The 14,777-nt window shown below is 45.4% G+C and carries 17 protein-coding genes, 1 tRNA gene and 1 pseudogene; 7 read left to right on the top strand and 12 right to left on the bottom strand.

The window, feature by feature from the left end; all coding sequences use genetic code 11:
* Positions 1-183: 183 nt before the first annotated feature.
* A complete protein-coding gene (locus tag U0008_RS07925; RefSeq protein WP_043492380.1) occupies positions 184-1,914 on the bottom strand; it encodes a GGDEF domain-containing protein in 1,731 nt (576 codons plus the stop codon).
* A gap of 447 nt (positions 1,915-2,361) precedes the next feature.
* Here U0008_RS07925 and pepN point away from each other — a divergent pair, with 447 nt between their 5' ends.
* Positions 2,362-4,980: an aminopeptidase N gene (pepN, locus tag U0008_RS07930; RefSeq protein ID WP_043492382.1), complete on the top strand. Its 2,619-nt coding sequence runs from the start codon at positions 2,362-2,364 to the stop codon at positions 4,978-4,980.
* A 55-nt stretch (positions 4,981-5,035) separates the two neighbouring features.
* Here the strand turns inward: pepN and ssuE are convergent, their stop codons facing one another.
* From ssuE to U0008_RS07970, 8 genes and pseudogenes are all read right to left on the bottom strand, one after another.
* On the bottom strand, positions 5,036-5,605 hold the full coding sequence (gene ssuE, locus U0008_RS07935; protein ID WP_043492385.1) for an NADPH-dependent FMN reductase: 570 nt from the start codon (positions 5,603-5,605) through the stop codon (positions 5,036-5,038).
* Positions 5,606-5,992: 387 nt separating this feature from the next.
* Positions 5,993-6,250 (bottom strand): pyocin activator PrtN family protein, encoded by a 258-nt coding sequence (locus U0008_RS07940; RefSeq protein WP_043492389.1) that lies wholly within the window; start codon positions 6,248-6,250, stop codon positions 5,993-5,995.
* Positions 6,247-6,618 (bottom strand): LexA family protein, encoded by a 372-nt coding sequence (locus tag U0008_RS07945; protein ID WP_051874104.1) that lies wholly within the window; start codon positions 6,616-6,618, stop codon positions 6,247-6,249. The genes U0008_RS07940 and U0008_RS07945 overlap by 4 nt, the downstream gene beginning before the upstream one ends.
* Before the next feature lie 17 nt (positions 6,619-6,635).
* Positions 6,636-7,253, bottom strand: coding sequence for a 3'-5' exonuclease (locus U0008_RS07950; protein WP_043492393.1), 618 nt, complete (start codon positions 7,251-7,253; stop codon positions 6,636-6,638).
* Between the two features lie 416 nt (positions 7,254-7,669).
* Positions 7,670-7,798 (bottom strand): annotated as a pseudogene (locus tag U0008_RS07955) (ead/Ea22-like family protein); the annotation flags it as partial.
* An 85-nt stretch (positions 7,799-7,883) separates the two neighbouring features.
* The gene (locus U0008_RS07960; protein ID WP_051874105.1) at positions 7,884-8,261 is read right to left on the bottom strand and encodes a hypothetical protein; all 378 of its coding nucleotides are present in this window, start codon (positions 8,259-8,261) and stop codon (positions 7,884-7,886) included.
* A 325-nt stretch (positions 8,262-8,586) separates the two neighbouring features.
* The gene (rdgC, locus tag U0008_RS07965; protein WP_043492401.1) at positions 8,587-9,492 is read right to left on the bottom strand and encodes a recombination-associated protein RdgC; all 906 of its coding nucleotides are present in this window, start codon (positions 9,490-9,492) and stop codon (positions 8,587-8,589) included.
* Between the two features lie 105 nt (positions 9,493-9,597).
* Positions 9,598-9,678 (bottom strand) — tRNA-Met (locus U0008_RS07970).
* Between the two features lie 247 nt (positions 9,679-9,925).
* Here U0008_RS07970 and U0008_RS07975 point away from each other — a divergent pair.
* The gene (locus tag U0008_RS07975) at positions 9,926-10,117 is read left to right on the top strand and encodes a hypothetical protein (RefSeq protein WP_043492405.1); all 192 of its coding nucleotides are present in this window, start codon (positions 9,926-9,928) and stop codon (positions 10,115-10,117) included.
* Between the two features lie 30 nt (positions 10,118-10,147).
* On the opposite strand, the gene U0008_RS07980 is transcribed toward U0008_RS07975, so the two are convergent.
* From U0008_RS07980 to U0008_RS07990, 3 genes are all read right to left on the bottom strand, one after another.
* The gene (locus U0008_RS07980; RefSeq protein WP_248298849.1) at positions 10,148-10,600 is read right to left on the bottom strand and encodes a hypothetical protein; all 453 of its coding nucleotides are present in this window, start codon (positions 10,598-10,600) and stop codon (positions 10,148-10,150) included.
* A gap of 2 nt (positions 10,601-10,602) precedes the next feature.
* On the bottom strand, positions 10,603-10,884 hold the full coding sequence (locus U0008_RS07985) for a hypothetical protein (RefSeq protein WP_043492408.1): 282 nt from the start codon (positions 10,882-10,884) through the stop codon (positions 10,603-10,605).
* Positions 10,885-10,974: 90 nt separating this feature from the next.
* Entirely contained in the window at positions 10,975-11,628 is a 654-nt protein-coding gene (locus tag U0008_RS07990) for a LexA family protein (RefSeq protein WP_043492413.1), read from the bottom strand.
* Positions 11,629-11,708: 80 nt separating this feature from the next.
* Between U0008_RS07990 and U0008_RS22535 the strand changes: the two genes are divergently transcribed.
* From U0008_RS22535 to U0008_RS08015, 5 genes are all read left to right on the top strand, one after another.
* Positions 11,709-12,035 (top strand): Cro/CI family transcriptional regulator, encoded by a 327-nt coding sequence (locus U0008_RS22535; protein WP_080723929.1) that lies wholly within the window; start codon positions 11,709-11,711, stop codon positions 12,033-12,035.
* Between the two features lie 79 nt (positions 12,036-12,114).
* Positions 12,115-12,612 (top strand): YmfL family putative regulatory protein, encoded by a 498-nt coding sequence (locus U0008_RS08000; RefSeq protein ID WP_412101728.1) that lies wholly within the window; start codon positions 12,115-12,117, stop codon positions 12,610-12,612.
* Positions 12,613-12,807: 195 nt separating this feature from the next.
* Positions 12,808-13,494 carry a phage antirepressor KilAC domain-containing protein gene (locus tag U0008_RS08005; protein ID WP_051874106.1) on the top strand — a complete coding sequence of 229 codons (687 nt, stop codon included), beginning with the start codon at positions 12,808-12,810 and terminating at the stop codon, positions 13,492-13,494.
* 1 nt (position 13,495) lies between these two features.
* Complete coding sequence (locus U0008_RS08010) at positions 13,496-14,527, top strand: phage replication protein O (protein ID WP_051874107.1); 1,032 nt, start codon at positions 13,496-13,498, stop codon at positions 14,525-14,527.
* A complete protein-coding gene (locus U0008_RS08015; RefSeq protein ID WP_043492419.1) occupies positions 14,524-14,769 on the top strand; it encodes a hypothetical protein in 246 nt (81 codons plus the stop codon). Before U0008_RS08010 ends, U0008_RS08015 begins: the two co-directional genes overlap by 4 nt.
* The last annotated feature ends 8 nt before the right edge of the window (positions 14,770-14,777 follow it).

A 14,777-nucleotide genomic window follows, 5' to 3' on the forward strand; every position in this document is an offset into this window, starting at 1 on the left:
TTCGGGATAGTCGGCAAAGTCGGAGGAGTATACCTAGTTTATCCCGAGATTGAAGCCTCATAACACCATATGGCATGTGATAGGTCGAGGATTAAACGTGCCATTTGCAGTAGCACCGATTAAGTTGCTGTGCAATTGTACAATATTCATACCTTGATCTTAGTCGCGTTTCCTGAACAAATATCACCCATTTTTATCGTTAGCATCAAAGCTAATGAATCCATTTGGTGAATAAAAACTCACTTGGTTTTTTCCACGTTTCTTAGAGTAATAGAGTGCTTCATCGGCTTGCTTTATAGAGTGGTTAATATTTTGATAGTCATCAAGACGGGCTAATCCACAGCTAATAGTAAAGCCAACGCTAGGCTTATTTGGGATGGCAATACTCAGCATTTCGGTACGATGACGCACGACATCAATAATTCTCATCGATTGCTGCATATTTTCATATTTAATTAAGATAGCGAATTCTTCTCCGCCGTAGCGGCAATAAACCGTACTTTTTGGCAGCGATTGTTCCAGCATTTGGCTAAAGGCGATAAGTGCCAAATCGCCAACGTCATGACCATAACGATCATTCAATCTTTTAAAATTATCGATATCAATAAGACAGAACGCGAGAGGATAGTCATCTTCGGTGATCTGACTGCACTGATTGAAGAATTTGCGGCGATTATAAATATTGGTCAACGGATCGGTTGAAGAGGCTTCGAGTAGCTCATTGATAAGTTCCTGCTTTTCAGTTTCTAGCAGGCGCTTTTCTATTTGATTCTGACGTAGCTGATTGATCGCGTCGGATATTGCCGATAGCTCTCCAGTCATGATCGAATTATCTGGAGATATGTCGAGATCGCCCTGAGATAACTTCATGATGTTTTTATTGGTGAGCGTCAGCCACAGGCTTATTTTGGATGAAAAAACCAAAATCGGCATAACGATGAATAGAGCAAGTAGCCAGCATAATGAAATCATGCCGTAAAGTTGTACTCGGCTAACGCTTATTTTCTTTTCTAATTCATGTAACTCAAGGTCATAGCTGTTATTCACAAAGATAGCAGAGGCTTTATCAATACCGATGATATAGCGATAGAAACCATCGAACGCATTAGATGAACGGCTTTGCATTACGCTAGTGAGATCTGCGGTGAGATGCTGCATGCTCTCTTTGCTGAGTTTGCTTAATAACTCATCAATATTTGCTGAGGGCTGCGCTTCATCCGGCGCCGTAGCAATAATAAAATCGACCCGCGAGCGCAGTGAGTCCAGTACACCAATCAATTCTATCGAGCGTAGATAAGACTGATTACGTTTCACTTCATCCGTTTTGATATCGACTAACTGGTCGATAAGCTCGGTTGCGGTGAGTGTTAATCGATTATTCAAGCGAACGCTTTCAATAAATTTATACGAATGCGTATCAGATAGAGTGGTGTTATAGACGTACAAAAAATAAAGCTTATTGAGCTCGGTTATATAATAGGAGCTCTTCAAATCAAGCTGTGCCTGCATCAAATGACCGGCAGCGGATAATTCCTGATTATCATTGGCGGTCAGCCGATAGACGAAGAATTTTGCTCGATTAAACATCTCATGGGTTTGTTTTTCTAATTCTGTTGCGGATTTGTCTGAAGGAGGTAAAACCAGCGCATCGGCATGCAATCTGACCTGTTTTTCTGCATCAAGGATTTCACTTTGTGTAATTGCATCGCTCATGAAGCTGATGCGCTTTAATCGATGAACTAAAAGTGCAGATTGAAAAACTTCAGTTAGGTCGCGTAGCCGTTTAACTTTATAGAGGTTTTGCTGGTTTTGTGCGAAATCGACATGTGCTTTATGCAATGAGCTATAGATAAAAATACCAAAAAAGAACACCAACGCCGTGGTGAAAATGTAGATAAGGTTTTTTAGCTTCATGCACGCTGTTTTCTGTTTTAGAACTTCGAGGAGCTCATTGAATGTCTCACTGGCCGCTAAGGCGGGCGTAATGAACAAGAAACTTTAAACGGTAACTCTGATCATTATGTCAGAATATCGCTACTCAGAGTAAGTATTTAGGACTGAGAATAATCTTGCTCCATTATACCCAATGTTTAGCTAGCCTTTATTGCTTACGGTCTAAAAGTGGCACGACGCTTGGTTTCTCGTGGGGCGCTTCTGATAACACTTGCGTGAATAACAGGCAAACGCACCGGAGTTTCTAGGCAGAGCTTCGATTTTTTGATCGGTGTGATACAGTTTAGTTAATGGTTGGTTAGGGTGCTGATTTTTAGTCAGTGGCTACCCAGCAATGACGCGGTCTACCGCGATACCGTCATCTGAAATTATTTGGGTATATCATCGGCGAAGCCTACAAGGGTATTTATGACACAACAACCACAAGCCAAGTATCGTCACGACTATCAAGCGCCAGATTATACGATCACCGATCTGGCTCTGGATTTTGATTTGGACGCAGAGGTAACCACGGTTACCGCAGTCAGCCAAGTTAAACGTCAGGGTGCCGCCCAGGCGCCTCTTATTCTCAACGGTGAAGATCTCACCCTAAAAAGTGTCAGCGTGAATGATGCTCCTTGGGAGCATTACCGCGAATCAGAGAATCAGCTCATTCTTGAAAATCTGCCAGAAACATTCACGTTGACGATTGTGAATGAAATTCATCCGGCCAAAAACAGCGCATTGGAAGGTCTTTATCTTTCTGGCGATGCGCTGTGCACCCAGTGCGAAGCCGAAGGTTTCCGCCATATCACCTATTATCTGGATCGCCCAGATGTTCTGGCTCGCTTCCGCACGCGTATCGTGGCGGATAAAGCACGCTATCCGTTCCTGCTGTCTAACGGTAATCGCATCGCGCAAGGTGAGTTGCAGGATGGGCGCCACTGGGTGCAATGGGAAGACCCATTCCCAAAACCAAGCTACTTGTTTGCTCTGGTTGCCGGTGATTTTGACGTTCTGCGCGACAGCTTTACTACACAAAGCGGCCGTGACGTTGCATTAGAGCTCTACGTTGACCGTGGTAATTTAGATCGTGCTGGCTGGGCGATGACATCGCTAAAAAATGCAATGAAGTGGGACGAAACCCGCTTTGGCCTTGAGTACGATCTCGACATCTATATGGTTGTTGCCGTCGACTTCTTTAATATGGGCGCGATGGAAAACAAAGGCCTGAACATTTTCAACTCCAAGTATGTTCTGGCTAAAGCGGAAACCGCGACTGACAAAGATTATCTGGGCATTGAAGCGGTTATTGGACATGAATATTTCCATAACTGGACCGGTAACCGCGTCACCTGTCGTGATTGGTTCCAACTAAGTTTGAAAGAAGGTTTAACCGTTTTCCGCGATCAAGAATTCAGCTCGGATTTAGGTTCACGTGCGGTAAACCGCATTGATAACGTTCGCGTAATGCGCGGTGCGCAGTTTGCAGAAGATGCCAGCCCAATGGCGCATCCGATTCGTCCTGATAAAGTCATCGAGATGAATAACTTCTATACGTTAACCGTATATGAAAAAGGCTCTGAAGTTATTCGTATGATGCATACGCTGTTAGGTGAAGAAAACTTCCAGAAAGGCATGAAGCTCTATTTTGAACGTCATGATGGAAGTGCGGCGACCTGTGATGATTTTGTGCAGGCGATGGAAGATGCTTCCGGCGTTGATCTGACATTGTTCCGCCGTTGGTACAGCCAAGCGGGCACACCAGAGCTTAGCGTGCGCGATGAGTATGATGCCGAGCATCAACAATATCGTCTCTACGTCACGCAGCAAACCCCACCGACTTCCGAACAAGCCGATAAGCTACCGTTGCATATTCCGCTGGATATCGAGCTTTACGATCCGCAGGGTAATGTGATCCCGTTGATGATTGACGGTGAGTCGGTGAGTAACGTGCTTAATGTGACGGAGTCAGAGCAAAGCTTTGCCTTTGATAACGTTCCGCATAAGCCTATTCCTTCTTTATTACGTGAGTTCTCGGCGCCGGTAAAATTAGAGTATCCGTATAGCGATCAGCAGCTAAGTTTCTTGATGCAGCATGCGCGCAATGACTTCTCGCGTTGGGATGCGGCTCAAATGCTGTTGGCAAAATATGTGCGCCTCAACGTTGCGAAATTCCAGCAGAATCAGCCTTTGTCGCTGCCAATGCATGTTGTTGATGCGTTCCGCGCGGTGCTATTGGATGAAACTTTGGATCCTGCACTGGCGGCACAAATTCTGACGCTACCATCTGAAAATGAAATGGCCGAGCTGTTTCGCATCATCGATCCTGAAGCGATCGGAGCGGTGCATGCGGCAATCACACGTCTACTGGCTAAAGAAATGGCGGACGAATGGCTGGCGGTTTACAACAATAACCGCACGCCTGAATATCGCATTGACCATGCTGATATTGCCAAACGTTCGCTGCGTAACGTCTGCCTGCGCTATTTAGCCTTTGGCGAAGATGTGGTGTTGGCCGACGAATTAGTGGTACGTCAGTATGAAAATGCGAACAACATGACCGATTCGTTAGCTGCACTGTCGGCTGCCGTTGGCGCAGAGCTGCCGTGCCGCGACCGCCTGATGGCTGAATTTGACGAACGCTGGCATCAAGATGGTTTGGTGATGGACAAGTGGTTTATGCTGCAAGCGACCAGTCCGTCAGCGTTAGTTTTGGACAATGTGAAAGCGCTGCTTAAACACCGTTCATTTACGCTGAGCAACCCAAACCGCATTCGCTCGCTGGTGGGAGCATTTGCACAGGCTAATCCGTCAGCCTTCCACGCGGCAGACGGTTCGGGCTATGCGTTCTTAACCGAGATCTTAAAAGATCTGAATACCCGCAACCCACAGGTTGCGGCACGCATGATCGAACCACTGATCCGTTTGAAACGCTATGACGAAGGCCGTCAGGCTCTGATGCGTAAATCGTTGGAAGAGCTGAAAGGATTGGAAAATCTGTCTGGCGATTTATTTGAGAAAATCACCAAAGCGCTCAATGCATAACGATTGATTTAAAGCACTAAACTGGAGCCCCGCAGCATGTATCGCGGGGCTTTTTTTATTCATGGCTGGTCACGTGTTCTTTTGCCGTTAGAGATAGTCCTCTACGCTGTATGGCGGCATAAAATGTGGTCAGTGACTCTTCTAGGCGTTCTGCCAGACCCGCATCGAGCGTAGCTTCCCGCGAGGCGTAATCAATTTGTATGTCGGTTGCAAAAACACCGTGTAGTACTTCTTGAGCTTTTAACGCGCTCAGTACGGGCTTGAGTGCATAGTCCAAGGCTAAAAAGTGATTGGACGATCCTGCGGTCGCAAGCGGAAGCACCACTTTGTGCTCAAGCGCACGTTCGGGAAGCAGATCTAGAATACTTTTCAATGCGCCAGAATAAGCCGCCTTATAAACCGGCGTGGCGACCAGCAGGCCGTCTGCTCGGCTCAACGCATAGTTCAACGCCAGTATTTGTGGGCTATTAAAATTGGCAAATAAGAGATCTTCGGCCACGAAATCTTGCAGGCTAAAATGCACGATTTCTACGTTATAACGAGCAAGCCAGCGGTGAGCAACTGCGAGTAGGGCGGAAGAGCGTGATGGCTGTTTTGGGCTGCCAGCCAGAGAAACAATAACCATAGAAGGCTCCAGATAAGCGTAAATGGAATGTTAAATTTAAATTCCATTTCACCCTAGCAGGCAAAATAAGTTATTAAAAATTTCTTTTTATTCTTTTAAGTTCAAAAATTTTATATAGGAAATCGGATATCTTGCCGCTATCACAAAACGTAAACGTCACTAAATGCCTATAAATGAGTGGGTAAGGGTAATCGTTTGCGCTGAATGCGTTCTTTTTGTCTTTAATCAATTCCAATCTGTTGAAAGATACCGGATAATACCGCCCCGACTTGCCACCGGATATAACAATTAATAAAAACAATAAGTTGTGATTTCGTGGTGTGCTATTGGGGTGCTGATGTCTCCAAAAAGCACCCCTGAATATCCAATAATAGCCGCCTTATCCCCTCACTTTACTTGGCACTTTTTCAATTCTTGGCGTGCTATATCTCGCCGATGGTCGATGAATTCAGCCAAATCCTGTAAGTGAATCATTCGAGGGGATTTATTTGAATCAGCCAAACGGAAGGTTGGTATTGGTAAGGAACCTTCGTTTGCTCTGACCGCGGCTGTTTCTGGTTTCATCCCAAGGTATTTATCAGCTATGATGGAAAGCGGGATTGAGGCTGTTTCATATTCCGCCATTAGTAAAAAGATTGTATTCACGTTTTATTCTCCACATGGCTAGCTTTTACATCCACGATCACTCCAGCTAATTCTAGGCTTCTATACACATCACGCTCATAGCGCCTATGCTGGAAAACCCCATCAAACCAATAGTTACTGTCGTTAACACTTGGAATGCACAGCGGGCTATTTCCGCCATCAATCACTGTAATGCTTCGTGATGTTCTATCGCGAATTGCTATAGCACCTTTCTTCTTTAATGCCTTGAGATGCAAGGTGGCGGAGTTTGGGGATTTGAACCCCATAGCCTCCGAAATCTCGCTAACCGTTGGTGATATACCATTTCGCTGAATGTAACTTGTTATAACGTTTAGCACGGCACGTTGTTGCTTGGTGAGTTCCTGCATTAACTCCTCCTATATGCCTATGCAACCTTAACTACGGCGGTAAAATAGTTTTTAGCGATCGCCATCTGCTCGGCATCATTCATCGCGTCATGAAGCGCGTTGTGCTTAATCATCTGGAAGTATGGCTGGTGGTCAGGAACATAACCTTTTTTGCCACCAGTGAGCGCATCGATGTACGTCCGAACGTCGCGCTTGCCGTTGTACTTCCACGGGCATTCCATGTGGCACGCGCGGTATGCGCTTTCTAGAATCGAGCCATCAAAGTCGGTACCGCGAAAGTAAATCGTGGCGCCAGTATGTTGAGCAATCCAACTATTCAGATTAAGCAGCTGGTCAGCTAACGATTCACGATCGCCGGATAATGCTTCCTGCGCATCCTGCTTCTGATTTCTCCACCAATGCTGTGTATCTTTTGAGACAGAGCGCCCAAGCATCAGCTGGTCGTTAGCATCAAGCAGGCAGTAGAACGCATTAGCTGAATAGTCAGAAAGCTCAGGCTCACGGCTTACAGCCAGAATAGATTCGCGAGTACCTTCCAGATTGGCAACATCAAAAGCAAAAGCGCCGATAGATAGGATGAGAGCAGAAGGGCGCACATCCATAGTTTCGGTATCGATCACGATAGTGTTAATCATATTATTCACCCTCACAATTTATGCAGCTCGTATCGTCACCCGCATCGCATTGGTCACATTTCTCCATCCCGCAATGTGGGCAGTCTTTTGTATAGGTTGGCGCTTCGTTGCCACAGCTCGAACATTCTTCTATTTCTGGTGCTTGAAGGGTTGGGTTATCCATTGTTTTGCTCCTGTGCTGGGGCTACGGAAATCAGATAATCGCCAAAATCAGTGATATAGCTAATTCGACCTGAACGCTGTAGCGCTCCGATTTGTTCAAGCCGCTGCACCTGTTCTTTTTCCAGATCGTGACCGCCTGATTCTGGATCGTCACAGCACTCAACAAAGCGGTGTAACGCTGCAATGTCTGCGTCAGTAACAAACGAACGCCACTGTTCCGCTATTACAGGTTGTGCGGGTGCTTCATCGCTAAGCAATGGAGGTAAGTCAGGAACAGTCACGCCAAACAATGCAGCTAGGGCGCAATAATTTTGTTCGGAGTGATAGCGGCCTTTACAACGAACAAGCTTCTCAGCTGCTTTCCTGAGCGCCAATAACTCCTCTGCCACGCTGACAGGCAACATCACGCAGCCGTTCCCGACTTCGATACAGTTTTTGATTCTTTTTTCTAAACGTTCAGTTGTTAATTCAGACATTGTTCAGATCTCCCACAACCTCAATCAGAATGTCATTTGCTAAATCGAGGCTGATCACATCATTTTCTGTATATGGAGATAGCGGCTCTTTAGCTGGCTGAAAGTGCAATACTGTATGGTTCCCGTAATAGTTGATGTACCGCAGCCGATAGCACTTACCAAAAACACAAACAACATCATTAGGCTTTGCTTCAATAGCGAGCTTTTTAACTTTGTTGTTGGTCAGCTGGTGGACCTCACGCAATACATCAAACTGTGTAATGGCTTCACGTAATATTGCCGCTGCTTCTGGATATTGATCATTAATAAGCTTCACGCCTGCATGCGCTTGCTTAATTAACGTCTTTGGGGGTAATTCATTTAATCTCATGGTCATTTCTCCACACATTAAAATAACGTTTTTGTTTGGTTCGGCTTTTTCGTTTTCTTTACTGATGCAGGTTTGTCCTCAGCCAACCCATAACGATTAGCCCATACTCTTGCATGCTTTAAACAGTCATCGAACATCTGGCCTTTACGTGATGCTTGGGACATGCGGCGGTATAGATCTACGCCTTGGTTTGCCCCCCCCCACAGCGAGAGATTCGGAGAACCCCTCCTGCAGTAGTGTTTTCTTTATGTTGTCCTGAATGAATTTTTCCAACTAATGAGGATCACCTCTTAAAGCGCTGGAATAACCAGCGCAAATATCAGAGTTATTTTTCTGCCTTGTATTCAAGAACTGAAACCAGACCTAAAACCACTGTCCGCATAAAGAAAAGTTTGACGCCAGCCTCTTGGCGCCAGCGGTACGGAAGATCGTCTTCATTTTGGTAGTTAATATCTGAGAGAAGGTTGATCGCTTTAAAATGAAACTTTTCAGTTAACTGGAAGCTAATCCCATCCATATCGAGGCGAACTTTCTCAACAATAAAACCGGCATCTAACTTATCGATAATTTCTTGCTGCATATCGTCGATTTCAGATCCGGAATATTTAATGATTTCTTTTTGATCACCCAAGCGACCAAGCTGGATAAAATCAGAGAAGCGAAATCCTTCGAATGGCTCAAGGCCAGATGTTAGATAGGTTCTGAGTCGGGTTGTGAGGCCATGTTTGACGTCACTAACATTGATGGTCTCGGTCTTAACTGAACCGCATGCTTTAACCAGTAGACTAACAACGATGTCAGATAGTGGCTTACTACCGGTGGCAACAATTAAAAGCTTGTTGGCCTCATCGTAATAAGCAAAGAGATAGGTAGTTTTAACAAATGCAGTTTTGCATAATTCCACAATCACGTTGTTCTTGATAATGGCCTTGTCTTTTCGTTTTAACTTGCATTCAGAGTTCAACTCGATCGCTGCAACGCGAGTCTCAACTTCTTTGTTTACTACTGAGGATGGAATGATTTTCTCGTCACGACGAACGGTGATTGTGTACCCGCCAGTAATTGGGGTAACGAGTTCGCCAGTGATGGTATTTACAGCGAAGCCTGAACGAGCGAATTCTGTTTCCGATATATCAGAGAACATGCACTCCTTCATGTGGCCTTCCAGTAGGTCAGCATTTGGTAGTGTTGCTTTGAATACGATGGCGTTTTTAATCTGAGCCAGTTTCATACGATTATTTCTCCACACGTTTTTTAGATATGAGTTTCCCCGGTGCGAATTAATGAAAATTCACACAAACAGATAGGATCTCTAATAATTCTCCACACAAATGAGCTGTGGTAGCCGGACTTGAACCAGCGCGTACCCGCTACGCTATGAACGCTTGCGACGCTCTACCAACTGAGCTACACCACAACGTAAAGAGCACTAAATGATGCTTCTAACAGCTATCGGTTTGGGAATGACACCTATTGGCTCTGAATCCTTAATCACAGATAGTGCTCTTTACGTTGTATGCTCGTCTTGCGTCATGCTGTGTTGATAAAACTAATTTAAGACAACTTAAATTTAACGTCAAGCTTAATGTGAAGATAACTTAATTTATTTGTTTGCCGTGTCCTAAATTGTCCATAGTGGTAGAGTCAGCAAAACAGGAGGATATATGAACAAGAACGCGATCGGCTACAACGACCTATGCGAAGCTGTGGGTAAGGCAACGCTGAATTTGGTGTCTTACAAGCAAGAGGTGACTAAGGAGTACATCATTTCGATGTTGGAATCTTTCGCTCAGATTGAGTATGACGAGAAGAGAAGGGCGACGTACATAATGGCAGCGGAGGTGATGAAGGAGTGAGGGCAATAAAAACCCCGCTCGGCGGCGGGGTTAGAAAATGTACTTTGCAAATCCTAAGATGGCCATTGCTATGCCAAGAGTCCAAATTATTTGCTTATTTGTGGCTGATGCTATCGCTGCTATCATTTCACTTGAACTGGGTTTTTTTGATATATTTGAATCGATATCAACTACTTTCTGCAGAATAACAGCAACATCTCTACTCAGATTTGAGGTTTCAGTCTGCATTTTTTTCAGGTCAGACTTAATATCAGCAACATCCGTTTTGATGTGAGAAACTTCAGCCTCGAGAACTGCTAGACGTTTTTCCAATCCTCCCCCCCCATTATTGGTAGTTTTCCCTCCACTAGAAGTATAAGAATCTTCTATAACTTGGAAAACATCAAAAGATGTAAGTTCAGGATGGGATATTATCACTGGTCCACTACTGGTCATATACCCAAAAAAAGGTTTTCCAACACTATTATCAGCCGGATAGGCCATAATTAGTTACCTTCAAACTGTTTTTTTAGGGATAAATAGAAAGCCTCAGCCTGTTTATATGTCATTGTTATTGATGCTACTTTCTTCTTTTCATAGTCCTGCTTGCTGATTTCTCCACGAATGTCTACATAGGGGACTGGTTCATTTACTATGAACATAAAATTGGCCATTCTATCGGTATCATTTATGCGGAAAATGGTACAACCTGCAACTTCAGCGTAGGCATTAATATAGTCTTTAGTTGGTTGTATTTCTTTGAAGTTATTTTTGTCTGCTATATTCATATAGTTACCATTTTTCCTTATAGTTTTTTCAGCAAGGTTTAATTTCCAACCACCTAGAACGTATCCTCAGCCCATTGGGCTAAACCAGTATCACGGAAGGTTGGCTATCTTAGCGTCAACGACAACTCCAACAATTCTGCAGTTACCATTAATCGGTATCATGCTGTACTGCGGATTAAGTGGTTTCAGATATCTATGTCCAGCATCAACGACGTACTTTTTAAACGTCGCTTCATTCTCACTCTCAAGTTTGGCAACTACTAACTTTCCGCTTACAGCTTCCACTTCTGGATCGACTAGTATCACTGTTCCTTCTGGTATACTCAGCCCAGAAGGCGCAGTCATAGAATCGCCTTTAACTTCAAGCCAAAACGACCCTTCTGAACAATCAACGGTTGTTTCATACCAGCGATCTATTCCACTTCGGTGATACGGCTCAATGGCTTCACACCACATCCCCGCACTTACCCAACTAATAAGCGGATAGTCTCCCTTTGGCCTATTTGGTCCCAAATACTCGATGTTGTCATTTGTATTAGTGTCGCCTCGAATAATGAATTGGGGCGAGCACTTCAAAGCCGTTGCCAGTGAAAGAAGGTTATCACCAGTAGGCTCCGTCTCATCTCTCTCCCATTGTGAAATGGCGACGTTAGACACTCCGACAGAAGACGAGAGTTTCATTTGAGATAACTTCAGCTCTTTCCGGCGCGCACGAATGCGATCGCCAATAGTTTCATTTTTCATAGTTAAGACATCTTAAATGTTATTGACTTAAGATTCCTTTAGATTAATATTTAAGAGTTCTTTAATTTCGAGGCAGGTCTATGTACAAACAAACCGTTATTGACTACTTCGGAACCCAGCGAGCTGTAGCAAAAGCCCTAGGTATTAGCGATGCGGCAGTATCTCAGTGGAAAGATATTATCCCTGAAAAAGACGCCTATCGATTGGAAATCGTTACTGCTGGTGCCCTGAAGTATGACGATGCTGCTTACCGTGAAGCAACTCGAGCAACAACACCGTTCTTTAACAGTTCTATCAGTACCAGAAGTCTTACTGTGGGACGGCTACGTCTAGAAAATGAAACCCACGGCGGAGTTTCTAAGACTGAGCTACGTCCAGATATTTGCCCTAAATCTAAAGGGTATTGAGAGCGATTAAAACCACAAAAGAGAGACCAGCACTGTGGACAACAAGAATTTTCCAGCCCCGGCAGATATGACAGCAGCAATGCACAAGCTGATCACATCGACACCGGGTGGGTATGAAGCGATGGCGCAACAGCTATCACACGATGGGACCCATAACGCGCTAAGTAATCGCGTTCGCCAGATTGGTGGGCAAATGGTGCCGTTCGGCATGGTCATTCAAATGGAGGCTTTTTCCGGTCGCACGGATATTACCGAAGCTATGTGTAAGCGTGCTGGTGGTGTGTTCGTGAAACTGCCTGATGTGGATCAGGTCGGGAATGAAGAGTTGCTGCACAAGTTTAACGACCTGCTGGCGGCTCTGGGTGATTTTAGCCGAGCTCATAACGAGTTCACCCATGATGGCGTGCTTGACCGAGAAGAAAGCAAACGCCTACGTGCTAAAGGTTATCGAGCACAGTCTTTGATAGCCGAGATTTGGGTGATTTCAGAAATGCTGTGGGGAGAGGGTGACGCCAAGAGTATGCAGCTCTTGGCGTCGGGTGCGACTAAATCAGTGTGTGGAGAAATAACCGCGTGAGCAATTTAACAATAAATTCTCATCTTCCGCAACTGCGCTGTAAGCCGGTAAGAAATGCTTTGCCGCCAGCTCCGTTACGGTATGAACGAAGAATAGCAAAACGATGGGTGCCGTGTAACCACAGCAGAGCCACGGCAATTGTGGGTGTAATAAAAAGACGCTGGGGGCTCTATGACAAATCTTAATGTAACTGGCATGGCGCCATATCAAAACCATCAGGTTATGAACTCAGCGCAGCCAATGATGAGCAGCCGTGAAATCGCAGAGTTAGTTAAAAGCAAACACGGTGATGTTAAACGTTCAGCCGAACGCCTAGTGGGTGCGGGTATTTTAACCGCGCCGTTGGCGCAGTTCGATTTTGAGCATAACGGGAATACGTACCAGGAGTATCGGTTTAACAAGCGAGACTCGTTGATATTGGTTGCCCGTTTGTCTCCGTTGTTCACTGCGGCTGTCGTTGACCGTTGGCAAGAGCTGGAAAATAGCACTCCAGCACTTCCTCAATCATTACCAGAAGCATTGCGCCTTGCTGCTGATATGGCAGAACAGAAAGCCGCGCTCGAGTACAAGGTTCAGCAGGATGCGCCAAAGGTGGCGTTTGTCGATCATTTCGTTGATGCCGCTGGTGCTAAGAGCCTACGTGAAAGCGCCAAGATTCTACGCATGGCTGAAAAGTCGATGATAGAGGCGCTATTGCGTGACAAGGTTCTGTTTCGTCAGTCTCGCAACTTATTGCCATCCTCAATCCACCAGCGAAACGGCTTATTCTGCGTGAAAACCGGCACATCTGAATTTGGTCATGCTTTCACTCAAACCCGCGTAACGCCGCTGGGCCTGCAATGGCTTGCTGATCGTTACGCCTCTGAGCTGATGGTGGACTGATATGAGCCGTATATTTGATGTTGTTCAGTCTCTATCTGGTCAGAAAAACTCCATCGTAATACCTCGGCCTTACGTCAGGTTTTTTGCTGGCGATCAGCAGGCACTCGTCCTAGGCGCTTTGTTGAACCAGATCGTATTTTGGTCTGGCGTCGATTCTTCATGCGAAGGTGGATGGTTCTATAAGAGCCACAAAGAGATGGGGGAAGACTTAGAAACCCTGAGTGAGGATCAGGTAGGTCGCTTGGTTAAGAAGCTTTGCACCAAATATCTACCCGGAATTATTGAGACTAAAAACCAAAAGGTTAATGGCACTCCTACAGCCCATTATCGTATTGATGGAGATGCCCTAATCGCTAAGATTTTCCCGCCAGAGCTGGATTCCGCGAAAGTGCGGAATGGAAAACGCGAAAGTGCGGAATCAAATCCGCGGAATCGCGGAATGGAAACTGCGGAAGTGCAGAATGGAAACCGCGAAAGTGCGGAATCTTTTCTTTATACAGATCAAGACATACAGATCATAAAACCCTCTTCTTGTCCGGACGCTACGCTACCGGACGAAAGCCTCGGTGAGAATTTATCGGAGGCTGATTTCATCTCACGCCATCCCCAAGCGGTTGTTTGCAGTGCGAGAAAACGTCAGTGGGGTGGTAAGGACGATCTCATTTGCGCCGAATTCATCTGGTCGAAAATTATAGCGATGTACGAACAGGCTGCGGAAACCTGCGACGAGGTTGCCAAGCCGAAAGAACCAAACTGGGCAGCGTGGGCGAACGAGATACGCCTGATGGTGGCTCAGGATGGTCGGACGTACAAACAAATCTGTTCGCTGTTCAAACGCGCAAACCAAGATGGTTTCTGGGGTAAGAACATACTCAGTCCATCGAAATTACGTGAAAAATGGGATGAGTTATCACTGAAACTCAGCGCACCTATTGGGACACAATCTAGACCATCAAGCTACGTCAATATGGACTTTTCTAAGCAGGATTATTCATCGATCCCCAAAGGCTTTAGAGGGGGCGCTGCATCATGAGACACCCAAGTTACCGCGAGATACATGGCGTCGATGTTTTATCGCTGATCGCGACTATTCAGCAGGTTCGCCGCTGGTGGCACTTACGCAAATGGCGCTCGCATTGGGGTAACGATCAATACCTGCGCAAGGTTGCCGAAAAGCGCCAATGGATTGAAGTGCTGCGTGTTTTCAATTTCGAACGTAATTACAAGTTTATCAAGCTGATGGTTAAGGCTGATCAGCAGAGGGGGATTCTGTGAGCAAATCA

This window comes from Hafnia alvei, assembly GCF_034424155.1.
In the GTDB taxonomy this organism is placed as follows: Bacteria; Pseudomonadota; Gammaproteobacteria; order Enterobacterales; family Enterobacteriaceae; genus Hafnia; species Hafnia alvei.